Origin of the sequence: Dyella ginsengisoli, from assembly GCF_044904665.1 — a bacterium.
Lineage (GTDB): Bacteria > Pseudomonadota > Gammaproteobacteria > Xanthomonadales > Rhodanobacteraceae > Dyella_A > Dyella_A ginsengisoli.
The window spans coordinates 721,566-745,342 of sequence record NZ_JADIKM010000003.1 but is presented as its reverse complement, the minus strand read 5'-3'; the positions used below and the strand labels follow the sequence as shown (position 1 = coordinate 745,342).

The window sequence follows — 23,777 nt, the reverse complement described above, 5'->3', positions numbered from 1 at the left end:
ACGGTCGGACCGGACATAGCTGACTCCGATGGTTAGAGCGTGCTGGCCGCACCGGCAGAGGCGCGAAGCGACGAGCGAAAAGGCGGAGGGGCGAAGATCGCAGGGGAAGCGAACGGCTCCCCCTGCACCCCCCGATGTGCTTAGGCTGCGGCCTTGGCCGGACCGGTCTTGCCAGCGTCGAACGCGCGAACGAGCTCGAACTCGCGGCCGACCTGGAGGCGACCATCGCGGTCGAGGTACATGCCGGTGGCCTTCATTTCGTAGTCACCGGGCGGGAGGAAGTGCTTGTGCTTGGAAGCGTCGAAGTACTGCTCGAACTCCTCCACGCGGCCCTCGCCCTTGACGATGCCGCAGACCTGAAAGCCGTGAACCTGTCCGGCCTTCTTACCGTCGAAGGTGCGGGTCTCGTCATAGACGCGGAGGCGGGTATGGTTGGATTTGTCGCTCATGATGGTTGCTCCTGATGGCCGTCTAGACGGCTAGTTGGTGGGTAGCGAATGCGACCCCGAGGGATTCCCGCGAAAGCGGGTTTTCTTGCACCCAGCGGGGCACGATGGCCCGCGCGATGCGCTGGCGGACGAACGCGCCCAGCGCGTGATCGTCCAGATTGAGACGGCCGAGCAGGTGCATCAGGCCGCCGTACTGGCGTTTGCAGTGACGGATCGCGCTGCCGAGGTTGCCCTTGGCCGTCTCGACGGCGGTGCGCATCAGCGACATGACGGCCGAAAGCCAGTCCATACACGGGAACTCGCCTACGACGTACTCCCACGGGGCTTCGAGTACGGCGGTCGGAATCTCCCGATTCCTGGCGTAGAAGCGAGCTTCCCAGCGGACCCAATCGACACCGTCGTCACCATCGCGGAAACCCTGTTCCCTGCCCTTCTCGTACACGACCATCTGCCGCGTGGCCGTTTTCTTGCCGATGTAGAGGGTCTGACCGCTGCCGTCGTTCCAGCCGACGCGCTGAAGCGCGGGCCGCTTGAACGCACCATCGAAGGCACCGGCCTCGTACATGGCGACGGCGGTGGCAAGGTTGCGGGTGCCGGCATAGTCGTCGTGGGCGGCGTGGTACTCCGTGATGCGTGCGCCGACCGTGTCCAGACAGGCGCGGACGTGACCCCACGCTGCCGCGAAGGGTCGCGACCGCGAGACGAGGGCGCATGCTGCGCCCGTCAACTCAACGGACACGGTCCCTAGCTGGCGGTCGCCACCGAAGGCGATATCCCCGCAGGAAACGCCGTCAGGCGTGAGCAGCTGGAAGTGGTGGGTGTAGCCGCGCCGGCCGCCCTTCTGCTCTGCTTCGAGGACGAGGCCAGCACCGGGGAAGAACTCACAGAGAAAGCGCATAGCCCTACGCGCCATGGCGTCACCGCCGAACGCGTCCTGAAAGACGACCGCTTCGCGGGTCGTAAAACGCAGGAAGTCCGCGACGGCTGGGAGCTGCTCGTTCAGGTTGGTAGGTCCCCTGTTAGCCGACGGGACCACAGCAGCGCGCGCCGTCACTCGCCCGCCTCCACGGCATCGAGCGCAAGCCAGAGCCAGAAATTCTCCGACTCGATGTCGCCGCGCTCTTGGGCGGCATCGGCCTGGGCGAGAGCGAACATGGCGGCACTCACGACCGAGCCCACCGATACAGCGGCGGGTTTGTGACGGCAGGCATGGAAACGTCGTACGGGTTGCGGCCGCAGTGAAGGGCCAGACGCGAGTCCGAGGTTCGCGACGCCCACGACAGCAGCGAGAGGGGGCGAGAGAGCCGAAGAACGAGGCCGAGCATGGCGGCCAGATAGAGAGCGAGCAGTAGCATACTTGTCCCCTGTAGTCGTCAAGTGAATTGCGACGAAGCGGACCGTAAAGTAGATTGCGACAACCGGTCAAGAGGAATGCGACATGTCGGCTGTAAATAATTTGCTTGACAAGTATCGCGAGACGTGCTCGCTGCCCTCAGATAGCGCCGTAGCGGACTCGCTGCACATCAAGCGGCAGGCTGTGCACCAGTGGCGCAAAGGAGTGTCATGGCCGAGCGAAGACCACGTGCTCGAAATGACCAAGGCCATGCAGGAGCCGGCAGAACGGTGGTTCATCGCAATCAGCGCAGACCGAGCGTCGCCGGCAGCGCGCAAGGTGTGGCTTAAGCTTGCTCAGGTGGCAGCGTCGTTGCTGCTAGTCGTAACAGCGGCAGGGCCGCAACGCGTTGAAGCACAAGAGAATTTCGGGGGCGGCCACGCGATCGACAGAAGCGGCACGTCTATACATTATGCGCAATGATGGTGCCGGATCGTGCGGCTGGCTGACATGGCCCGTGCGTGGTTGGCCGCCCTTTCAACGCAAGGATTGCGCGCATGCCACGGCATCGGCTGAACTGGTGTTCTCGGCACTTAAACTTCTACCTCCACGGCAGAAACCCTGCGCATTGCATGCCCATGAAGTTCCACATCGCGGAATGCGCGCCGTAAAACTTCTGCACCGAGGAACGAGTTTCCCAAACTAATCTTGTGATCTTCTCTGCTTGGTGTTGCACGCACTGATGTATACCCAACTAGCGCGCTAACACTCCGCCCATGCGCCGAGAAGGACCGTTACCGGCCTTTAGGTTGCACATTGCTGCGACCTCGATCAGATGTTCGCGGACCGGAACTGCAGCAGCGTCGCCGTGCGGAGCGTCCGCCAGCCGAGCCAAGTCTTCTTTGCCCAGTGCCAGCCACTCGGCCACGCGGGTGGGCTGAAACTCAGTTCCCACCCCGAATCCAAGCCAATCCCGCCCAGGCGCACTGGCACCGATGCTCGAGCCGACGGGGCGATTCGCGCTGACTTCGTCCGTCACGACACGGAGCCTCTTGAGGGGCGTCAAGTCTGCTCTTTCTTGGCGCGTGTCGCTCGCTGCGCACGTTTGGTTGGAGCTTTTTTCTTTGGCTTCGGCGGGATTTGCTGGCTCAGGGCCTTCTCCAGCCCAGCCACCTGTCCCGCGTAACGGGCGATCTCTCGGTCAGAGTCGCGCAGCTGATCTCGCAGCGCTCCGAGCTCAGTTCGGAGGGATGACTCGGTATCCCGATGTAACCGTTCGGCGGTCTCAAGCCGCTGCTGCCATTGTTTGGTTTCTTGGCGCAGACGATCGACTTCCTGGTGGGCGCGATCCTCGAGGTTACGGACATACGCCTCTTGGCGGGCGCGCTCTTCAGCGGCGGCTTGCTGCTGCTCGGCCAGCTGGGCGCGCAGCCCTTGAAGCTCGGCACTCAGCTGATCGGACTGCGCCTGCAGGCGCTCCCGCTGCTGGGCGAGGTCGGCCCGAAGGGCGTGGCTGTCCTGCAGTTGCGCATCCAGAGTGGCGCAGGCGTGTTCGGCCAGATCCTTGGCCGCCAGGGCCCGAGCCCGATCGGTCTCCGCGGCCTCCAAGCGGGCAGCCCACGTCTGGCGTTCGGCCGCGAGGGTGCTCCGGGCCATCTCCAGCGCCGCCTGCTCCTCCGCAAAGCGCCCGGCGATGGCCTGGCTCGCGTGCTCGGTGGCCAGCTGCCACAGGCTCATCATCGCCTGCCCCACGGGCGTCGGCAGCTCCGGCAGCGTGCTGAGCTGCCGTAATCGTTCGCCGAGTTGGCTGCGCCACGCGTCAAGCATGCGCGTCACTGTGTTCGGCGAGCCGGTGCCCAGCTCGGCGCGCACTTTTTCCACGGTCGGATTCTCGCCGGCGCCGAGGATGGCGTCGGCGGCGGTGTTGACCTGGTCCTGGGTGATGCCGCGCGGCATGCGATGGTCTCCTCGATCGGCGCCCTGCCCTCTGGGTTTTCTACTCGCGATAAGTGATGATTATCGCCAGTATGCGCCCAATTTCGTAATGTACATTACATATTATGAAGCATAAACACGAGTTGCCGGCCCTCGCTGCACCCGTCACTGGCTTGGTGCTCCCGGAACAGCTGGCCCAGCAGGCCGCCGACGCGGTACGCGAACTGCTGGCGGAAGCCGCCGCCGCCAACACCACCCGCAGCTACGCCGCCGCACTGCGTTACTGGGCCGGCTGGCACCAGGCGCGCTTCGGCGTCGAGCTGACCCTGCCGGTCAGCGAGGCCGTGGTGATCCAGTTCCTGGTCGACCACATCCAGCGCAAGAACAAGGCCGGGCTGGTCAGCGAGCTGCCGCCGGCGATCGACCAGGCGCTGGTGGCTGCCGGCCTCAAGGCCAAGCTCGGACCACTCAAGCTCGCCACCGTGGTCCAACGCGTCGCCGTGCTGTCGACGGCGCACAAGCTCAAGCGCCTCACCAATCCGTGTGAGCTGGCCAGCGTGCGCACCCTGCTGAGCCGCGCCCGGCGCGCCGCGGTCAAACGCGGCGAGCGGCCGACCAAGAAGACCGCGATCACCCGTCCGGAGCTCGAGGCGATGCTGGCCACCTGTGACGACTCGCTGGAAGGCCTGCGCGACCGTGCCCTGCTCTGCTTCGGCTTCGCCAGCGGCGGGCGCCGTCGCAGCGAGATCGCCGCAGCGGACCTACGCGACCTGCGCAAGGTCGGGGAGGACGGCTACATCTACCGGTTGGAGTATTCGAAGACCCAGCAGGCGGGCGTCAAGGCGGATTCAACGCCCGACAAGCCAATCCTGGGGCGCAGCGCCGAGGCGCTCACGGCGTGGCTGGAGGCGGCCGGGATCCGCGAGGGGGCCATCTTTCGACGCATCTGGAAGGATCGGGTCGGTCGTGCCCTACTCCCGGGTTCGGTGGCCACGATCGTCAAACGGCGGGCCGCCTTAGCCGGGCTGGAGGGGGACTTTGGGGCGCACAGCCTGCGGTCGGGTTTTGTCACCGAGGCCGGCAAACAAGGCGTCCCGCTGCCGGCGGTGATGGCGATGACCGAACACCGTTCGGTGGCGAGCGTGATCGGGTATTTTCAAGCAGGGGCGGCAGAAGACAACCCGGCAGCCCGTCTACTGAAATAGCGCAACTACAGGCCAGTCATGAGATTGAAGTCCAGCTCATCAAAGACAATTTCCCCACTGCACCACGTGAGACTGAATTGATGGGCACGATGATCAGCCTTGCCCTAGGGCGCCTGGAAGTAGATTGGGGCAAAAACAACTTCTTTTCCGATCATGGTCACTTATTTCAGGCCTCTGACCTGAAACAAGTACCCACGTATTACGCCAGTGAGAGCTGGCCGGAAGGCGAGCCGGTCGTTGAGATGGGTGAAGGCTTTGGGAAGCCGCTGCGTCACGTTCGTGATCGATTGGAGCTCATGGGCTACACGCTACGCTCAGTGGAACACATCTACGCTCAACTCCATCGCCTGCATGATGTATCGGGTACGCCTATCCCGTTTCGCACACTGCGAAATGCTCTGTCCAAGGTCGACGTCACCAAGGTCAGTGGTAACTACAGCGAGGACTATGATCCTGGTGAATTCGTCCGGAAGGAAATCCTGAAACGACTGGGGTTGGAATCCGAGCGACACAGCTTCTATCAGGGCGGCCTAAGGCCAGATCATTGGGAAATCGACCTGCTACTTGAGAACTTCGGCGCGAATGGAGCGCTGCGACTGCTGGCCGAAAACGCGGTCAATCATGATCTCGACGTGACTTGGGACTTTGCACCATTGGTTGAGTCCGGATGGGCGTCGCGCGATGACTTTAGGCCCGGGCCAAAGCCAGAGCAGTGCTTTTTGATAGTCACGGAAGGAAGTTCCGACGCGAAGATCCTGCAGAAGGCCTTGAAGTTGCTTCGCCCTCACATCGCTGATTTCTTCCGATTCGTCGACATGGAAGAAGGCTATCCTTTCGCTGGTACAGGTAATTTGTTTCGGTTTACGCAGGGATTAGTCAGCATAGGCCTCCTCAACAATACCGTCTTGGTATACGACAACGACGCGGAGGGCGTGGCGAAATGGCACGACACTATGCAGCTAACGCTACCGGCGAACATGCGCGCAATGAAGCTTCCGGACTTAAATGACTTCAAGAAATTCATGACGGTCGGGCCATCGGGTCGAAAACGCGCCAACATCAATAAGCGCGCTGCTGCGATTGAGTGCTATCTGGACCTGACGCGGCTCGGCTTGCCCGAGCCAGTGGTTCGCTGGGGTCCATTCAACAAGGCGCTAGAGGCCTACCACGGCGAGCTCGAACACAAGGGGCAGTACATGAAAGAGTTCTTGCATCTTCGCGGCGCCGGTAGCGAGTACGACTTCTCCAAGATTGACAGCGTGCTTGACGCTGTCGTCGCCGAGTGCGTGGTGATCGCAGAACACAGCGTTATGGCGTCGTAAGTGACGCTTCTGGGTGATTCGAGCAATGCGCATCACAACTAGCCACCGGAAAATTAAGAGGATTTCGCCGGGTGTTCAATACGCACCGATGTGCTATCAGTGTGCTCTGACCAACACGCTTCGAGAATCGCCCTGTAATGAAAGGAAATGAATTATGCGCGTTGCCCCATTCACTCGGCCAACCTTGCTTGCCGCCGTAGAGTTGCTAGAACTGCACTCACAGGCACGCTTTAATCAAGCTGTACTCAGATTGGGGCTGGAGGATGAGGTTCCGCAGGGCACGGACCTGAGCGTTGGCAAGAAGTGCGCAATCCTTGGCCGTGCGATATTGCAAAGGTCAAACAACATACTGGACACACTCGACGGGTCCATGACGCTGGCAGAAGCTGTGGTCCGAGAGGCTGCGCAACTCGCGCATTCTGCAAGTACCAATGCCGCGTGCGCGGCATTTCTGCTGGGGCTTGCGCGCGATGGTTTCGTCCTGGTGCCTGGCGATCAGGGTGGCGGTGCATCCATCCGTGCGGCCCTACCCAACGAAATCCAGCTGCCGCAGACCGATGACGAAGTACACCATCTCTTGAAGCACTTTCGCTTTAACACCCCGCTTGGCCATTTAGACCAAGCTATTGATGCGCACGCGCGAGGCGATTGGGCTGCGTGCAACAGTCAATTGCGGACGTTTCTTGAGGGTCTTCTTGACGACATCGCGCGAATTGTCCGTCCTCAAGAAGCCGCGCAACTGCCAACTTCGGAGAACCGAAGAGCCCTATTGACGGATGCCGGATTCCTCGCGGCGGATCGCAACGAGTGGACGCGAGACGGAAAAGGTTACCTCAATGGCCTTTTCAAAATGCTGCACACGCAAGGCTCGCACCCGGGGTTGTCCGACGAGGATCACAGCACGTTTCGCCTGCACGCCGTGCTTGTGACCGCCGGCATGCTGCTGCGCCGCTTGTATCGGCAGAATTGATGCCGCTTAACCGGCGACGCTTTCGATAAGCATGTGACGGATGGTTCGATTCTCAAGCTTAGAAACTATCGGGCTACTGTCATCCACGTTTTCGTGAACGTGCATGCCCTCGTTGTAAATGATGCCAAGAAGATACAGGGTGTCGTCGACATCGATGCCATTCGTCACGGCAAAATCTAGCTTGTTTTTTGTCATCAACGTATCAAGAAATTCAGTCTTTCGAGCTGCGTCCGGGATGGCGTCATGAACAATCTTCTCGATTCGAACACGGACATAGCAGCAAACTGCGAATGGGTCGTAGTTGTCTGATTCGTTGACGTACTTATCCCATTCCGCCTCTGTGTGCGCCTGAAACGCGGCTGAATCTCCCCAGGCCTCTCTCAAGCCCAGGGCCGTGAATTTCGCCTTGATCTCAACCGAAGCTGGGTCATAGTGAAGGTAGTGACGACTGACATCCTTTTCGATGGATGGATCCTTGCGCTTCCCAACGAGGGCGCGGAAGTCCTTGTTTATTGCAGGCTTAGATTTCTTCAAGAAATAGATCTTTTGGTCTGCAAATGCGAAATTCTTGAAATAGTACGGATTGAGGTGCGTGAGAATTAGTGGGTATACGCTCCGCTGGTTCTCACGAACTTTCTTGATGAGTTTGGTGATGTAGTACTGGACTGCCACCAGATTTGCGTCATCCAGATAGTCGAACACTTCATCAATAACGAGGATCGCGTCGCGTAACGACACGGATCGCTCAATCTTTCGTAGTTCTGCAGCAAAACACAAGGAGTCGCGCTGACCATTTGAGATATGCATGGCCGACGGGAAAGAGACGACAAGACTCCCCTTGCGCTCAACCGGCCTAACCTTCTTCCATGTCGCCCCGAAAGCCTTGATGATGTCCTCGAAGCTCTCCTTCTCGTTGACGTAAGAAAGATATTTACAGGCATCTTTAAACGTCTTTTTGTCATGCAGATAGAGCAAAGCTACCTGCAGGCCCGAGAGTAGCGCGTCGATGCGGCCCTGCTCTGGAGCAATTGCAGATGTTAGAAGATCGGCTATTTCCCTGACGGCGCTGATCGCCTCAAGGCGTAACCGCAGCGCACCGTCTGCCCATGCCCGTATGTCGTCACCGGTTCCAGTTTGAGCCTGGAGCAACTCGGTCATCGCACGGATGTCATTTTGAATCCGTACGCCCTCTACCTTGTCCATCAGGCCAAAGAGATCAATCAGTCCGTCTGCCAATGTTGGATTCCCGAGCGCTTTGTCGAGATTCCGAAAGGCCTTGCCGGACACCCCAAAGCGGCCCCGCATCGCTGTCACATCATAGACGTGTTGTACTTTCAGAGGGACGGTCTGGACCAATACGAGCTCGCTGATCTCAAGCGATGCCGTTGCGGTCGTAAACTTGCCCATATTGTGCTTAGTTGCTTTTGCACGAAGCCTGCTTGTAACCACGTGGACATCAAAAGTGCCGGCAATGGCATTGCTATTGCCATCTGCGGTCACGGTAAAGGTCTGAGCACCTTGCTTGACGGTCACGGCTAGCTTGGGAGCTAACGATTCATCTCCAAGGTGATGCTGCTCCTTCGGCAGCTCCATTCGCTTGGTTCTGAGCGCCGAAAAAGCTGCGGCAAGTGAGCTTTTGCCAAACCCGTTAGGGGCGACGAGCAGTGACGGCTTGTTGGGGATGATGTCAAGGGAAAACGTTTGATTCTTAATCCCCCTGACGTTCTCTATGCTGATTGATCTAATCATCGTCCCTGCCTTACGAATTCAATAAGCATGTGGCTTAGGTTGTCGTGTCGACTGACTCTCAAGCCGTCAGAGCTAAAGTCGGCGCTAAGTGCGTTGGCGGAACTGAAGCGGGGCCTGGCCGCTCGCGCCTCAAGAGAGCTCGCTGGCAATCTTGGCAAGATGATCTTGTGCTTTTTTAATGATGGCAGGCGCACATGCCATGCAAATGTTTTTGCGCTGTCCCGGAACTGGTTCGTAAGCAAAGTGCTTTTCGCCCGCCACGATTTTGTGTTTTGAACTGACGTCACAAGTTCGCGCGGCCTTGGCTACTTCATAGCGGAAGCTGCTGAGGATATTCCTAGTCGTTGCCATTTACTTTCCTTGTATGTATCCGATGCCGAAAGGTCTTTTTCCAGATGAACCAGTAATCTTTCCGCGGGGCTATACAGGCTGAATCATCTCACACCAAGGACTTTTCTACACCATGAACGCGGCAAGATTCACGTAGTGCGCCAAGTCCATCAGGCGACGCAAGCCAAGGGCTAAGTGCTTCTCATCGGCATTCGGAGGTCTAACTTGAATACCGGATTGGTCACAGTGGTAGGCTGCCCTACGGTCATTGGCAAAGGGTCGCGTAATCCGCGGTCTGAATCTTTCCCTTCCCTACCCTTCATAACACAGCCTAGTCGCTGATCCAGATACCACAGCCCTATCCCTCCCTGCCCCTTCTTACCACCCGCTCCGCCACACCCGCTCTTGACCGAGGCAAATCTCAGTTCTCAAGACTGGGCCGTATAGAATGAGGTGAAGGGAGATTGCCAAGGATCGCGATGAATTCGTTCACTCAGGCAGGACTAGATGATGTCCCCCCACTGTTCGATCGCCTGCCATTGGAGCTCTTCCGTCCGTTGGCTGCCAGCAACGGGCGTCGCTACTGGATCATGCTGTGCCGCCTGATCGGCGAGATGTGGGGCGATGGTGGCCGTTCGCCGGGCGAGGAAGCGCCGAAGCCGGTGGTCATACGCCAGATCGAAACCCTGTTGGCCGCCGACGACCCATGGGACGAAGAACTCGAAACGCCCATCACCATCCGCGCGCATGACATTGCCCGCTTTCTCGTCGATTCGGGTTGGCTGAGCCTGCGCCGCCGGGGTGTGGCCGAGATGGTTACTGTGCGTCCGGTCATCGCCCAGTTCCACACCGTGTTGTGCGAATTCGCGCAACACGAGCCCGAATTTCTCGGCAGCAAGGTGCGCTCGATTTTCCTGAATCTGCGCGCCGCGGTCAGCGGTGACCAAGACCAATATGCCGAAGCTGCCAAGCAGGCCAAGCAGTGCATGGCCTACATTGCCAATACCGGCTGCCGGGTACAGGATCTGATGGATGCGTTGATGAAGCTCGCATCGCCAGGCGAGTTCGTGCGCGGCTTCTTCGAGGAATACGTCGAAAAGATCTTCATTGCCGATTACAGCGAGCTGCGCACCAAGGATCATCCACTGCAGCATCGTTCGCAGATCGTGGCCATGACCTTGCAGCTCCAGCATGACGCGAAACAGCACGAGGCCTTGCTCGCCTGGTACCAGGAGAAGAAAGCCGGCGGTGACCGTAACCGCGCGGAGTATCTGTACGAGCGCGACACCCGCCTGCTGATGCGTCTGAAGGACGTGGACGAACAGTTGCAGCGGTTGGATGAGGAGATCCGCGATGCCAACCAGCGAGCCATTGCCTTCATCGAATACAAGATGCGCGCGCCCAAGCAACTGGACAAGCTGCTTGCGCGCGCCATGCAGGCCACCAACCAGCTCGATGAAGGCCACGTGGCATTGCCCGCAGCCTCCGGATTCCGGCACGCGGGGCCGGAGCTGCTGGCGAAGCCCCGTACCGCAACCAGGCCAGCGGTGGCCACCGCCGTGGAGAAGCGCCCACCCACATTGCAGGAACTGGCCATGGAGCAGTTGCGCAAGCGCATGGCCGACAACCGCCTGGTCGACAGAGTGAAGCTGGCCAACTACGTCGGCCGTCACCTGCGTGATCGCATCTCGGTGACCTCCGACGAACTGGGCATCGAGTCAATCAACGACCTGTGCTGCTATCAGCGCCTGCTGCTGATCGCCGCGCATGATGCGTGTCCGCCATCGCAGCGGCGATCTGATCCGCAACTACAAATGCTCAGGAGCGTACGCATCGAGTTCATGCCCAATGGCACGACGTCCAACCCCTATCTCGAACATCCCCGGTTCCACATCCAGCGTGAGCTTGTCCGATGAGCCATTGGGAGCGGTTGGCCACCCAAAGCCAGATCCATGCTGAAAGCGACTACCAGAAAGCCGGCTACCGGCTGGTCATGGAGCACGTGCTTTATGCCGGCGATTCGCGCAGCCGCACCGCGTACGAGTTGATCGTCCGGCACCGCAAGGACTACGACGCCCTGCTCGCCCAGCTCGGCATGACCATCACCCACAACCCGCATATGGGTTACGTGGTGGCCACACCCAGCCAGTATGTTGCCGACAAGATGCGCCTCTCTGAAACACGACTGGCGCTGGTGTTGCGCCGCCTGTACGACGACAAGATGCATGTTGCCGAGATCGTCGGTGGTGAGGCCTTCGTCGACATGATCGAGCTGGAGCGCGCCTACAAGGATCTCCTCAACCGCGAACTGCCAGCCAGTTCTGCGCTCAACGAGCAATTGCAGGCGATGAAGCGTTACGGCATCGCCCGCCTGGAGGACACGCATGACGAGCAGCGTCAGCAGGTGGTGGTCCGCCCCGGCATCGTCGACGTGTTGGGCGAAACCGCCCTGCTGCAACTGGCCGCACATGCCAATGCACCGGAAGAGGACGCATCCGATGAAACAGCTTGAGTCGCTGGGGTTGGTGCAGTACTTCCTGTACGAGCGAGAGGATCTGCAGCTGGGCGGCAATACCGCCTTTCTCGGACCGAACGGCACCGGCAAGACCGCGTTGCTGGATGCCTTCCAGATCGTGCTGCTGGCTGCCGACAGCAACAGGACCCACTTCAACGCCTCCGGTGAGAGCAAGAAGCGCGCCCGCAGCTTGCGCGAGTATTGCCTGGGTGTGTACGGGCAAAGCGATGCCGAACGCTGCCGCCCCTCGGCCAACACATACATCAACTTGGTATTCCGCGATCCGGAAACGGGCGTGCCGGTCACGGCGGGGGTATCGCTCTCGGCCAGCGTCGACGACCCGGATCACACCTTCAACAGTCTCTACATCCTGCCGGGTGTGGCGCTGGCCACCCGGGACCATATGGATCCCGAGGCCGACCGGGAAACCATCCTGCCTTGGCGTAAGTTCCAGCATGTTGCCAAGGACGCCTGCACGCTGGTCGGCACCACGCCGGTTTTCACCCAGAACCGTGAAGACTTTCTGCGCCAGCTTTTCGTTGGCCATCTGGCTTCGCCCGGCGAGCGTCCCAACACGCGCGCCATTCGCTCGGCTTTCGCACGCTCGCTCAAGCTCAACAAGGACGTGGACGATCTCAACGAGACCTTGCGCCAGCATTTGATCGAGCAGCGCCTGACCAACGTGAAGGCGTTCCGAACGCGGCTGGAACAGTTCCGCGAAGTACGCGAGATGATCCGTCGCCTGATCGATCGCATTGAGCGGGCCGGTGTGGTGGTCGACAAATACGTACAGGTGAAGCGCGAACGCACCATCCACACCAACCTGGATGCATTGCGTGCGGTGTACGAAACGGAGCGCATCGGTGAAGCGCTGAGCGAACAGCAGGAAAAGGCCGCAGAAGTGGCGCGCCAGCTGGAGAAAGCCGGGCTGGACCTGAAACGTGCAACCACCGAGAAGAGGCAGGCTCAAGAGGCGCGCGATCGTGCCTTCGAACTACGCAGCATCGATCCGGAGTACCTGAAGCAGGCTGGTGAAACCGAGCGCTTGAAGGACAAAGAAAAGCAGCACGCCGAAAAGCACAGGGAACTGGGCAACCTGTTGAAGCTGGCGCTGGAAGCGGCCGTTAGCGCTGGAAAACTGTCGGTGATGGCCGACCATCAGGGCGACTTCGAAGACGTTGTCCATCAGTTGCTCGACCTGCAGCAGCACGCCGAAGCACTTGCCGTGCCGGAACCGGTCGCCATTCAGTCCGCGATGCTGGCCATGGCCCACGTGCGCGGCCTAGTCAACAAGGCCTTGTCCCATGCCGATCGCGAAGTTGAAAAAGCCCGTGACGCATGGCGCGATGCACGTAGTGCATGGGAGCGCAACCGGCGTGGTCTGACCACGTTGCGCCCGCCGGTGATCGCGCTGCAACGCTTGTTGGCTGACGCCGGCATTGATGCCCAGCCGGTCTGCGATCGGGTGAGGATCGCTGATCCACAGTGGCAGCCGGCGCTGGAGGCCTATCTGGGCATCCATGTCGATGCACTGCTGGTACCGGAAGCGCGGGAACTGGATGCCATCCGCATCTACAAGGAGCATAAGGAGGCGCGAACCATCTTCCGAGTGAAGCTGGCCCTGCCCTCGCGTGGCCGCGCCTGGGTAGCCCGGGGTGGCGGCAAGTTCGCTGCACAATTGATCGAGGGTGAAGACAAGGCGGCCGTGCGCTACCTGCAAGGGGAGCTGGGTCAGTTGTCGCTGGCCACTAGCGCCGAGCAACTACAGACTGGCGTCAAGGCGCTTTCCGTTGAGGGCATGGTCAGCTCCGGCGGCGGCGTCGAGCGCTTGCGCCCTCCTGCCCGCAATGAGTGGCTGATTGGCCGCAGTGACACTGACGCGCATCGTCACGGGGCGCAATTGGCTCTTGACGACGCCAAGGCTGCGCTGGACAGCGCCACCGCACAGGTCGCACACATCACGCCGGTCGAACAGCGCCTGTCCCTGTTTGCGGATGCTGGCACCACGTCGCCAAGACTGGACGCCCTGTTCACTGCCGCGGCCGAAGGTAACCGCGAATTGCAGGATCTGCGCAATGCACTGCTTGCCACCCAGTCCGGTCAACTGGCCAGCCTGAATGAAAACTTTGAATTGGCAGGCAAGCGGCTATCCGATGCGGATGCTGGCGAAAAGCGGTTGATCGAACTCAAATCAACGCTGGAAAGCGAATTGCGTAACTCTCAGGACCGCATCAAGGGGTTGACCGAGCAGCAAGACCTTGCCGTGCTGGATGAAACCAAAACGCGTCAGCAGCCGCTGTACAACGCCAACGAGGTGCAGCGTCACCGCGAACGCTATGACGAGCGCCACGGCGACCGCTGGAACGAACTGCTGGCTGCTTTGCAAAGTGCCATCCGCAACGCCGAAACGGCCGCGGAGAACCATGATCGTGAAGCATGGGAAAAGTTCAGTTTTTATATCCGTGACTTCCAGTTGCAGAACACCGATATCGCCAGCAGCCAGTGGGAACGCGCGTACGGCTTCATCCTCAATGATCGGCAGCGCCTGGAAGACATGGAACTGGCTGAGCAGGAAGCACGATCAAAAGAGGCCTATGAAGCGGCGGTCAAGGTGTTTCGCACGGACGTGGCACAAACCCTGCTGGAAGGCTTTGACGCTATCAAGGAACAGATCGATGGTCTTAACGACGTGTTGAAGCACGCGCCGGAGTTCAGCAACGGCGAGCGCTATCATTTCAAGCACACGCCGGTCGAACAGCATCGTGCGCTGTACGACTTCCTCAAGCGCGTACGCGAGCACGGTAATGCGGAGGAAGACATCTTCGGCGGTGCAGGCAAAGTGCCCGACGACTTCAAGGCACTGGTCGAAGGCGATGCCAGCTCCGAACTTCTGAATGAAACCAGCCCGCTCAACGATCACCGCCGCTTCTTCAGCTACGACGTGGAAATACTTACTGGAAGCACGTCCATCGGGCTGCTGAGCAAACGTCTGGGACCTGGCTCCGGCGGTGAGCATCGCACTCCTTTGTATGTGATCTTCGGTGCTGCACTGGCAGCGGCGTACGGCAAGTCGCGCAGCGCGAAGACCAGCGGCGGCATCATGCTGCTGGACGAAGCTTTCGAAAAAATGGATGCGCAAAACGTTCGCGCCACAGCCGACTATCTCAATGCCCTCGGCTTGCAACTGGTCATGGCCGGGCCCGAGGCGGATCAGGCCAAGATGTCCTCGTTTCTCAACATCTACTACGACATGGCCCGTTATGGGTCGCGCACCGTGCAGTTGACAAGGAACGTCGTGCTCGACGAGGCCCGCGAACTTCTGCAAAGCGACAATTACCTGCTGCATCCGGAACTTCTGGACATGGCCATGAAGGACATGGCGGAAACCGAACATGACCCTGGCTGACGAGGTGCTATCAGGTCTGCTCGCGCGAGGCGAACGCGCGCGCCTCCGGGGCTCCAACCGCGCCATCCAGACCACGTTCACCAACGAGGACTCGCCCTATTGGCGACTAGGCTATGCACAGCGGCAGCACGTGCATGTCCGTTTTTCCGCTGCCGAACACGCGGGGGCCGTGCAATTGCGCTGGGCGAGGCAAGGTGGCGACGACCGTCCGTTGGAAAACATTCGCTTGCTGGATGCGGACAAGCTGGCGGCATTTCTTGGCATCGCCAGCCGATCCGAAACGCTGCAGAAATCACGCGAGACCTTGACCCCCTGGCTGGCGACGCATCCTCGCGTGATCGAATTGCTGGATGCCTGGAAACACCTGAAGACGCCGCGTGGACTGGGGGCGGAAAGCACCCCTGATGTCGCGGCTGCATTGCTGGTGCTCGATGCGCTACAACTCGAACAGGGCGAGGACCAGATCGTCCGCGCCTTCAGCCGTCGTCTGTTCCGTGACAGCAAGCGAATCGAGGCACTGGTGCGCCATATCGACCTGCTCACGGCAGAGCAGCTCAGCTCACCTACGCGGCAGCAGGAAGAAGTGTTCGGCGCACTGGGGCTGGTCAAGGAACCTCGGCCTTTCCTGATGGCCGGCACCGGCAGTCTTACGCTCGAATCAACGCAGGGCTGTCCCGTCGCAAAACCCTACATCGGCGTTTCAGGCAGGCACGTTATTGCCTATGCAGGTATGCCGGCGTGGGTTCTGAGCATCGAGAATCTGACCACGTTCCATCAGGCCAGCCAGCACCCGGATGCCGACGCTGGCCTGATCCTCTACACAGGCGGGATGCCATCCCCCAGTTGGTGCCGCGCTTACGCCACGATTCTGGAATCCATTCCACCGCGCATCTTGGTCTATCACTGGGGCGACATCGACCAGGGCGGTTTCCGGATTGCGGCACATATCAGGCGCAAATGCATCCTTCGCCATGCGTTTCTTCCATGGCTGATGGACGCTACACAGTTAAGCGGAACGGCACTCTCCGAAGTAACAGAAGCCGAGCGTGGCCGCATGGCGCGGCACGCACATGATGCCGGTTGGGATGCGCTTTCCCGACACATGCTGGCGCAGACTATGGAGCAGGAAGGCATCGCCATTCGCTTGCCGCCAGTAGTTGCTTGAATCTGCGGCTTCGACATCCCCGCAGTTTGACAGCCGTAAAGGCAGCCATAGCAGGCAACCACGATGAAGTACGAACAGCTTAAGGGCAGGCCTTTCTACCTGCGATAACGCCGTCTAATCGCCCTGCCCGGCATCTGTTTCGGACACTCGAAAAGGAGTGCGTCGGTCCCTGCTTTCTGCAAAGTAATGCTGATAGACAACATCTTGGGCGTCTGGTCAACGGCGAACTAGGTGTAATTGAGGGACATCACCCCACGCGCTTAGGCTGACTGTTTCCAATAGCCCACAACGGAGGGTCACCTATGGAGGCCTTCAGCTCATCGAGAACAAGTCGGACGCTGGCGGACGGCTTGGCCAAGGCCCGCAAGGCAAAGATCCCTACTTCGCTGAAACCCCGGGGATGAGCTAGATCGATCTGCTGCAGCTGTCCACCGTTGATGTCTGGTCCGACAACCCAGTCCGGCAGGTAGGCAATACCCAGGCCAGCCAATGCAGCTAAGCGCATCGCTTCAAAGTCGTCGCAGCGAAAGCGCGCTGGTTGCTCGTCTTGACCAATAGGATGGCCAAGGACCTCCGACCATCCCAGCAAGTCGGCGCCGTGCAGCTTGTCGATCAGGCAATAGTTCATCAGTTCGTCAGCGACGCTTGGCGGTGGCGATTGCTCGAAAAGTCGTGGGTGAGCACACAGCACGCGTCGCTGAGTTGCCAAGCGGGTTGCAATGAGAGTGCTGTCCGCTAGGTCACCAATCCGGATCACCAGGTCGAGGCGCTCGGCGACGGGGTCGGCGAGACGCTCTGTAAGGTCTAATTCGAAACGTAGGTCGGGATGGCGCTCGGCAAGAATCGCCATGACCGGAATAACGTAGCGCTTGCCGAAGGTCGGGAAGCAGGCCAGGCGCAAGACCCCGCTGATGTCGCCGCGAATGGAGGCCACTTCCTGCTGAGCATCGGCAAGCTCGGCAAGGATTCGCTTTGCCCGCACCAATAGGGCCTCGCCCGCGTCCGTCAGGTTCAGCTGCCGGGTCGATCGCAGGAATAGTGGCGTACCTAGCTGGGTCTCCAGCAGATCGATCTGTCGCCCCACCGACGACGGCTGCACGCCGCGTCGCCTTGCGGCCGCGGAGAAGCTTCCCTCTCGCGCCACATCGACAAATACACCCAGAAATTCTGCGAATCGCTCTGTCTGCATCTATGCGCTCCACGCAAAGCGGTTGATGAGGATGCACGCATTATCAACCGAGAGGTCGGGCCGTAGCCTTTCTCGCCAAGGGAATTCCCCCGACTTCCGAAGCCCCCCTTATGAACACCACCACTTACGGCCCCCTTTACCTTTTCCTCGCAGGCGAATGGGTGCCCGCCGACACACGCGATACCTCGCCGGTGGTCAACCCCGCCGACGGTACGGTGCTTGGTCGCGTGCCGCTTGTTACCGCCGCCGATCTCGATCGTGCCCTGCTCACCGCAAATGCAGTGGCGGGAACCTGGGCCAAGACCTTCCCCAATGAGCGCGCGGCGATTCTTCGCAAGGCTGGCGAGTTGATTCGGCAGCGTGCGGCCGAGATTGCGCGGCAACTCACCCTAGAAGAAGGCAAGCCGCTTGGTGAAGCCACCGACGAAGTGCTGCGCGCTGGCGAGTACTTCGAGTGGTTCGCCGAGGAGGCGCGTCGGATCGACGGCCGGGTGGTGCCATCCAACCGTCCTGGCGTCCAGCAGTTGGTCAAGCGCCAGGCCATCGGTCCGGTGGCCGCATTCACGCCATGGAATTTCCCGGCGATCACACCGGCACGCAAGCTGGCCGCTGCGCTCGCCGCGGGTTGTCCCGTGATCATCAAGCCGGGAGAGGAATCACCGGCAACCGCTCTGGCCTTGGCCCGAGCGCTGGATGACGCCGGCCTGCCCAAGGGCGTGCTGCAGGTGGTCTTCGGGGTGCCGGACATGGTGTCGGCGCATCTGATCGCGTCGCCGATCATTCGCAAAGTGACCTTCACAGGCTCGGTGCCGGTCGGTCGCTTGCTTTCCGCTCGTGCCGCCGAGGGCGTCAAACCGATCACCCTGGAACTGGGTGGGCATGGCCCCGTGCTGGTGTTCAACGACGCCGACATCGAGGCGGCGGCCGTGGGTGGTGTCGCCAACCGCTTCCGCGGCACCGGTCAGGTCTGCATCTCCTCGACACGCTTCCTGATCCAACGCGACGTGTACGAGGCGTTCACCCAGCGCTTTGTGGAGGCCACTCTCCGCCTGGTGGTGGGCAACGGGCTGGATGAGAGCAGCCAGATGGGGCCGCTGGCCAACCCCCGCCAGTTGGCGAAGATGGAAGAGCTGGTGGCCGATGCGGTCGAGCGCGGTGCCCGGCTTCTGGCTGGCGGCAAGCGCATTCCCGGACCGGGCTACTTCTTCGAGCCGACCGTGCTGGCCGACGTGCCGATGGATGCGCGCGTGATGCAGGAAGAGCCCTTCGGCCCGATCGCCATCCTGCATCCCTTCGACACGCTCGAGGACGGTTTGAACGAGGCCAACCGCCTCCCCTACGGACTCTCCGCCTATGCCTTTACCCGCGATGCTCGCACCGCACTCGATGTCGGCGACAGCCTGGAGGCCGGAATGATCGGCATCAACCAGTACCGGATCATCGCCACCGAACTGCCCTTTGGCGGTCTCAAGGAGAGTGGTCACGGTTCCGAAGGCGGCGCCGAGGGTATCGGTTACTACCTCACCACCAAATTCATCAGCCAGGCTTGAGGGCACTCACATGTCGAAGATCGATTTCACCAGTCCGCGCGAAGCTGCCCGTGCCTTCACGCCGGACCTCACCGGCTACGTCGAGGAGCCGCTGTATTCGAAGGTATGGCCAAACGCCGAACTCTCCCGCCGTGATCGCAGCATCGCGACCGTGTCGGCACTCATTGCCGGCGGGCACGCGGAAGAGCTGCCTGCGCATCTGCGGCGCGCGATCGAACATGGCGTGACCAAGCGCGAGCTGTCGGCACTTATCACGCATATGGCGTTTTACGCGGGCTTCCCCGCCGCCATCACCGCCTCGGCAGTCGCCAGCGCGACGCTGGGCAAACTCGAGGAGCGTTAATCATGAAAGCCATTGACTTCAACCACTTCGGCGATGCCGATGTGCTGACCCTGGTCGATGCTCCCGATCCCAGCCCACGCCCCCACGACCTGCTCATCAAGGTGCATGCCGCCGGTGTGAACCGAGCGGACCTGCTGCTGCGTACGGGCCACTACGGCCGTCCCGATTTCGGCGACTCCAATCTAATCGGCCTCGAAGTGGCCGGTGAGGTGGTCGCGGTCGGCAGCGAGGTACGAGGCTTCAAGGTCGGCGACCGGGTGATGAGCATTACCGGCGGTGGTGGCTATGCCGAGTACGCACGCTTCGACTACCGCATGGCCATGCTGATCCCCGAAGGCCTGGATTACATCCATGCCGCGGCGATTCCCGAAGTCTTCGTGACTGCTCATGAGGCGCTGATCCACCTGGGACGGCTGGAGGCGGGTGAGTCCGCGCTGATCCACGCCGCCGCTGGCGGCGTCGGCTCGGCAGCGGTGCAGTTGGCGCGCAGCACCGGGGCCCGCGTGTTCGCGACCACTGAGGCGAAAAAGGCCGATCGGGTCCATGCCTTGGGTGCGGATGTGGTGATCGACTACCGCGACGAAGACTTCGAACAAGTCGTCATGGAAAAGACCGACGGTGTGGGTGTTGACGTTATCGTCGACTTTGTCGGTACGCCCAACTTCGCACGCAACATCCAATCGATGAACTACGGTGCTCGCCTGGTCCAGGTAGGCCTGCTGGCCGGTGGCAAAGGGGCTCAGATCGACCTTGAGCGTGTCCTGTACCACCACCTGCAGATCATGGGCACGGTGATGAAGTCGCGCCCGCAGCCGGTCAAGCACGCCATGGTGCAACGATTCCGCAACCACTGGCTGGAGCGCTTCGGTGATGGCCGCTTGTCTCCGGTGATCGACAGTGTCTTTCCGCTAAGCCAAGCCGCTGACGCCCATCGCCGAATGGAAACCAACGACAGTGTGGGGAAGATCATTCTCACCAACTGATCACCGAGGCCTCGTACTGAGATCACTCACCTCAGATTGCCCTAACGTGGGAAACCCTCTTCGCAAAGGGCCTCCTGCGTTGGGGCCTAGTTTTCCTAGGCGTTGACGCTGTCTGGGCGGAGTGAGGGCAAACGCACTACCCCCGATAACCAGCCCTGATCATCTTGTAGCGTCGAGCGCTTCACGCGACCATGCAGCTTCTGCAGTTTTAGCGGATCACTATGTCAGAACGCTGTGTCCACCCTGAGGGCATCGATGTCCTGCGGCACACTCTGAATTTTGAGACGGACGTTACCGCCGTGTTCGATGGTGCAACCACTGACGGATCCCCAAGGTCAAAACTGACGACCATCTTTCTCGGTCTCGCCCATGAGCATTGGCTGAGCCTTCGCGTACTCATGGCCGAGGGCCTGAGTCATTCGGCCATTGGCCTCCTGCGTTTGCAGTTCGAGGCAACACTCAAGGGTTTCTGGGTACACTTCGCGGCCGCTGATCCTTGGATTGAAAAGGCCGGCGTCATCCGTGAGGTCAATGATCAGTTGGTCGAGCCTGACCTACCCAATGTCGGTGAAATGCTCAAGGACGTTGAACGGACCGCCCCTCCGAAAGCGTTTGCCCTGCTCGACCAATTCAAGAGTGTCGCTTGGCGTCAACTCAATTCGTATGTTCACGGTGGCATGCACGCGCTAGCAAACTTTGGCGGAGAGTTTCCGGCCGCCTTTCTCGTGCAGATCGTGGCCAACGCGAACGGGGTTTACAGTCTTGCTGCAACACTAGCGGCCTCGCTTTCGAACGATCCGCAGCGCGTCCAGCTCGCTATCGCCTCGCAGTTTGCTCATCCCGAGTGTCTGCCTCCATTCACCAACAACCCTTATCTCAACTTTGATCTGGGGAGGCCATCCCCTACCCCCGATAACGCCGACTAATCATCATCGGAAGCAAGCGAAGCCGGTGTCATTCCGAGCCGCGCTCTCCCCCCATCTTGGGTAACCTGCTCCAGCGTTTGACCAATTGCAGATAATTTCCAACGCCCGCGGCGACTTGGTTTCCTCGATTCCACTGTATTCGTTGGTGAGGGTTCTATCCCGTCATCACTGACACTTCAAAGAAGGCTTTGGACTTCCACCTTACCTATTGGCTATCGCGTCGGAGCTGGGGGACTCCCATCCACCGCCGAGTGCCTTGAACACAGCAACTGCAGCACGCGCGGACTGGGTGCGAGCCTGCACTCGTGCATCAGAGGCCTGTAGCAGCGTTGCATCGGCGTGCAGTAGATCGATCAGACTCGCCGTGCCGTGTTGGTATGCAATCGACGAGGATTCACGGGCCTTGGCCAGCGACGCTTCACCTTGGGTGAGCGTGGCAGCCTGCTCTTCACTGTTGACCAGGCCCGAGAATGCATCCTCGACGTCTTCGGTGGCCCGCAATACTGCGAGGCGATAAGCGGCCAAGGCTTCCGCGTCACGTCCCTTGGCCTGTTTGATCTGCGCATTGATGCGGCCAAAGTCGAACAGGCGCCAACGCAACCCCAGCACGCCCGCCGCCTGGCTTGCCCCGCTGGTGAACAGATTGCCGCTCGATACGGTGGTGGCGCTGCCCAACAGGCCACTGAGCGAAAATTTCGGGTAGTACTCGGAGATGGCCTCGCCGATCTGCGCATTGGCTGCAGCCAGATGCCGCTCGGCAACGATGAGGTCCGGCCGGCGCTGCAGCAGATCCGCAGGCGACCCCAGAGAGGCGATCTTCGGAGTAGCGGGGATAGGAGCGCCCGCCACAAGTTCGGTGCGGTGCGCGCCTGCTGGAGAACCCAACATCACATCCAATGCATTCATGGCGCGGTCGAGCCCGGTCTGCAGGGCGGGTACCGCGGCCCTGACCTGGTCGAGCTCGCCCTGCGTCTGCTGTACCTCGTAGTCAGCGGCAAGGCCCCGGCTGTAGAGCAACCGGACTTTCGCCAACAGCTCTTCCTCGGCCTTGACCTGCTGCCGTACCACCTCGAGACGCGACTGCAGGCCACGAATGGCGATGTAGAGATCGGCCGTCTGGGCGGCAACTTCCAGCCGCGTGGCGGCAACACCCGCTTCCGACGCCTGATAGTCTGCGAGCGCGGCTTCGCGTCCTCGCCGCAACCCACCGAATACGTCTATTTCCCAACTTGCCCCGAGATCCGCTTCATAGGCGTTTCCCCAGCGGTCATAGCCCGGCGTGCCGTTGAGTACCTTCCCGAGAGGGGTTTCCACCGATTGGCGTGCCCGGGCGGCCGAGGCACTGATGTTGCCTGAGGGCAGCAATGCCGCATCCGCACCACCAAGTGCGGCACGCGCTTGCGTGACGCGCGCCGCCGCCTGTGCGAGATCCAGATTTTGAGCCAGTGCGAGCGAGATGAAATGCGTCAGCAGCGGATCGTTGAAGCCTTCCCACCACCTTGTGATGTCGGCTGGTGTCCCAGCGTGCGCTCGGTCGGCGGGCTGTCCGATGCAGTGGTCAGGGAGCGCAACTTGAGGGCGGCGATAGTCCGGACCGACTGCACAGCCGGCCAGGACGCTGGCGCTCAGGAATAGTGCAAGGGAGCGATGGGAGTGCATGGGCATCTCGGGTGGAGAGTGAATAGTGACCATAATCCCATATGGTCACAAGTTGTCAATATCTCCATGGCGAGGTATGGTCATCAGATGAAAAAGACCTCTCCTGTCGCCCCGCCATCGCGAGGGCCATCGGACCATGACGTCCGCACCCAGATCGTCGAAGCGGCCACCGAGCACTTCGGCCACTACGGCTACGAGAAGACCACCGTCTCGGACCTGGCCAAGACCATCGGCTTTTCCAAGGCCTACATCTACAAGTTCTTTGATTCCAAGCAAGCGATCGGTGAGGTCATCTGCGCCAACCGCCTGAGCATGATCATGCAGGGAGTGGACGAAGCCTTATCCGAAGCCCCTACCGCTTCTGAGCGTCTGCGCCGGATGTTTGGTGCGCTTGTCGAGGGTGGTACCACCTTGTTCTTCCACGAACGCAAGCTCTATGACATTGCGGCGGCGGCAGCCAGCGGGCCGTGGCCATCGGTGCGGACCTATGAGGATCAGATCAGAAAGCTGGTCGCCCAGGTCATCCTCGAAGGGCGCGAATCAGGTGAATTCGAGCGCAAGACCCCCTTGGACGAGACCACCAACGCCATCTACCTGGTGATGCGCCCGTATGTCGATCCGCTGCTGCTGCAGTACAACCTGGACCTCGCCACAGAGGCCACTGGTCAGCTTTCGAGTCTGATCCTGCGTAGCCTGGCGCCGTAGCCCAGTGATGATGACTAGTGACTATTGACTTCAATAGTCACTA

The 23,777-nt window shown here is 60.5% G+C and carries 20 protein-coding genes; 13 read left to right on the top strand and 7 right to left on the bottom strand.

Annotated features, from left to right (window positions below):
- Positions 1–140: 140 nt before the first annotated feature.
- Positions 141–449, bottom strand: a complete 309-nt coding sequence (locus ISP17_RS13455) for a hypothetical protein (RefSeq protein WP_404633943.1) — start codon at positions 447–449, stop codon at positions 141–143.
- Between the two features lie 22 nt (positions 450–471).
- A complete protein-coding gene (locus tag ISP17_RS13450) occupies positions 472–1,503 on the bottom strand; it encodes a replication initiation factor domain-containing protein (protein ID WP_404633941.1) in 1,032 nt (343 codons plus the stop codon).
- Positions 1,504–1,887: 384 nt separating this feature from the next.
- Between ISP17_RS13450 and ISP17_RS13445 the strand changes: the two genes are divergently transcribed.
- Positions 1,888–2,265: a hypothetical protein gene (locus ISP17_RS13445; protein WP_404633939.1), complete on the top strand. Its 378-nt coding sequence runs from the start codon at positions 1,888–1,890 to the stop codon at positions 2,263–2,265.
- Between the two features lie 579 nt (positions 2,266–2,844).
- Here the strand turns inward: ISP17_RS13445 and ISP17_RS13440 are convergent.
- Positions 2,845–3,738, bottom strand: coding sequence for a DNA-binding protein (locus ISP17_RS13440; RefSeq protein WP_404633937.1), 894 nt, complete (start codon positions 3,736–3,738; stop codon positions 2,845–2,847).
- Positions 3,739–3,842: 104 nt separating this feature from the next.
- Between ISP17_RS13440 and ISP17_RS13435 the strand changes: the two genes are divergently transcribed.
- The 3 genes from ISP17_RS13435 to ISP17_RS13425 all read left to right on the top strand — a co-directional run bounded on the left by ISP17_RS13435 (position 3,843) and on the right by ISP17_RS13425 (position 7,214).
- A complete protein-coding gene (locus ISP17_RS13435) occupies positions 3,843–4,922 on the top strand; it encodes a site-specific integrase (protein ID WP_404633935.1) in 1,080 nt (359 codons plus the stop codon).
- A gap of 89 nt (positions 4,923–5,011) precedes the next feature.
- The gene (locus ISP17_RS13430; RefSeq protein WP_404633933.1) at positions 5,012–6,244 is read left to right on the top strand and encodes a HEPN/Toprim-associated domain-containing protein; all 1,233 of its coding nucleotides are present in this window, start codon (positions 5,012–5,014) and stop codon (positions 6,242–6,244) included.
- Between the two features lie 154 nt (positions 6,245–6,398).
- Positions 6,399–7,214 (top strand): hypothetical protein, encoded by an 816-nt coding sequence (locus tag ISP17_RS13425; protein WP_404633931.1) that lies wholly within the window; start codon positions 6,399–6,401, stop codon positions 7,212–7,214.
- A gap of 6 nt (positions 7,215–7,220) precedes the next feature.
- Here the strand turns inward: ISP17_RS13425 and ISP17_RS13420 are convergent, their stop codons facing one another.
- Positions 7,221–8,963, bottom strand: a complete 1,743-nt coding sequence (locus ISP17_RS13420; protein ID WP_404633929.1) for a hypothetical protein — start codon at positions 8,961–8,963, stop codon at positions 7,221–7,223.
- Positions 8,964–9,092: 129 nt separating this feature from the next.
- Entirely contained in the window at positions 9,093–9,314 is a 222-nt protein-coding gene (locus ISP17_RS13415) for a hypothetical protein (protein WP_404633927.1), read from the bottom strand.
- A gap of 458 nt (positions 9,315–9,772) precedes the next feature.
- Between ISP17_RS13415 and ISP17_RS13410 the strand changes: the two genes are divergently transcribed.
- From ISP17_RS13410 to ISP17_RS13395, 4 genes are read left to right on the top strand one after another with little or no spacing between them, the layout of a single operon-like run.
- The gene (locus tag ISP17_RS13410; RefSeq protein WP_404633925.1) at positions 9,773–11,209 is read left to right on the top strand and encodes a Wadjet anti-phage system protein JetA family protein; all 1,437 of its coding nucleotides are present in this window, start codon (positions 9,773–9,775) and stop codon (positions 11,207–11,209) included.
- Positions 11,206–11,805 carry a DUF4194 domain-containing protein gene (locus ISP17_RS13405; protein WP_404633923.1) on the top strand — a complete coding sequence of 200 codons (600 nt, stop codon included), beginning with the start codon at positions 11,206–11,208 and terminating at the stop codon, positions 11,803–11,805. Before ISP17_RS13410 ends, ISP17_RS13405 begins: the two co-directional genes overlap by 4 nt.
- Positions 11,792–15,214, top strand: coding sequence for an SbcC/MukB-like Walker B domain-containing protein (locus ISP17_RS13400; protein ID WP_404633921.1), 3,423 nt, complete (start codon positions 11,792–11,794; stop codon positions 15,212–15,214). The genes ISP17_RS13405 and ISP17_RS13400 overlap by 14 nt, the downstream gene beginning before the upstream one ends.
- Positions 15,201–16,379 (top strand): Wadjet anti-phage system protein JetD domain-containing protein, encoded by a 1,179-nt coding sequence (locus ISP17_RS13395; RefSeq protein ID WP_271645859.1) that lies wholly within the window; start codon positions 15,201–15,203, stop codon positions 16,377–16,379. Before ISP17_RS13400 ends, ISP17_RS13395 begins: the two co-directional genes overlap by 14 nt.
- A gap of 247 nt (positions 16,380–16,626) precedes the next feature.
- On the opposite strand, the gene ISP17_RS13390 is transcribed toward ISP17_RS13395, so the two are convergent.
- The gene (locus ISP17_RS13390; protein ID WP_404633918.1) at positions 16,627–17,568 is read right to left on the bottom strand and encodes a LysR family transcriptional regulator; all 942 of its coding nucleotides are present in this window, start codon (positions 17,566–17,568) and stop codon (positions 16,627–16,629) included.
- A 110-nt stretch (positions 17,569–17,678) separates the two neighbouring features.
- Here ISP17_RS13390 and ISP17_RS13385 point away from each other — a divergent pair, with 110 nt between their 5' ends.
- From ISP17_RS13385 to ISP17_RS13370, 4 genes are all read left to right on the top strand, one after another.
- Positions 17,679–19,118, top strand: coding sequence for an NAD-dependent succinate-semialdehyde dehydrogenase (locus tag ISP17_RS13385; RefSeq protein ID WP_404633916.1), 1,440 nt, complete (start codon positions 17,679–17,681; stop codon positions 19,116–19,118).
- A gap of 10 nt (positions 19,119–19,128) precedes the next feature.
- Complete coding sequence (locus tag ISP17_RS13380; RefSeq protein ID WP_404633914.1) at positions 19,129–19,461, top strand: carboxymuconolactone decarboxylase family protein; 333 nt, start codon at positions 19,129–19,131, stop codon at positions 19,459–19,461.
- Between the two features lie 2 nt (positions 19,462–19,463).
- A complete protein-coding gene (locus ISP17_RS13375; protein WP_404633912.1) occupies positions 19,464–20,444 on the top strand; it encodes an NAD(P)H-quinone oxidoreductase in 981 nt (326 codons plus the stop codon).
- A gap of 221 nt (positions 20,445–20,665) precedes the next feature.
- Positions 20,666–21,370, top strand: coding sequence for a DUF6988 family protein (locus ISP17_RS13370; RefSeq protein WP_404633910.1), 705 nt, complete (start codon positions 20,666–20,668; stop codon positions 21,368–21,370).
- Positions 21,371–21,571: 201 nt separating this feature from the next.
- Here the strand turns inward: ISP17_RS13370 and ISP17_RS13365 are convergent, their stop codons facing one another.
- Positions 21,572–23,029, bottom strand: a complete 1,458-nt coding sequence (locus ISP17_RS13365; protein ID WP_404633908.1) for an efflux transporter outer membrane subunit — start codon at positions 23,027–23,029, stop codon at positions 21,572–21,574.
- A gap of 87 nt (positions 23,030–23,116) precedes the next feature.
- Between ISP17_RS13365 and ISP17_RS13360 the strand changes: the two genes are divergently transcribed.
- Positions 23,117–23,734 (top strand): TetR/AcrR family transcriptional regulator, encoded by a 618-nt coding sequence (locus tag ISP17_RS13360; protein ID WP_404633906.1) that lies wholly within the window; start codon positions 23,117–23,119, stop codon positions 23,732–23,734.
- Positions 23,735–23,777: the final 43 nt, after the last annotated feature.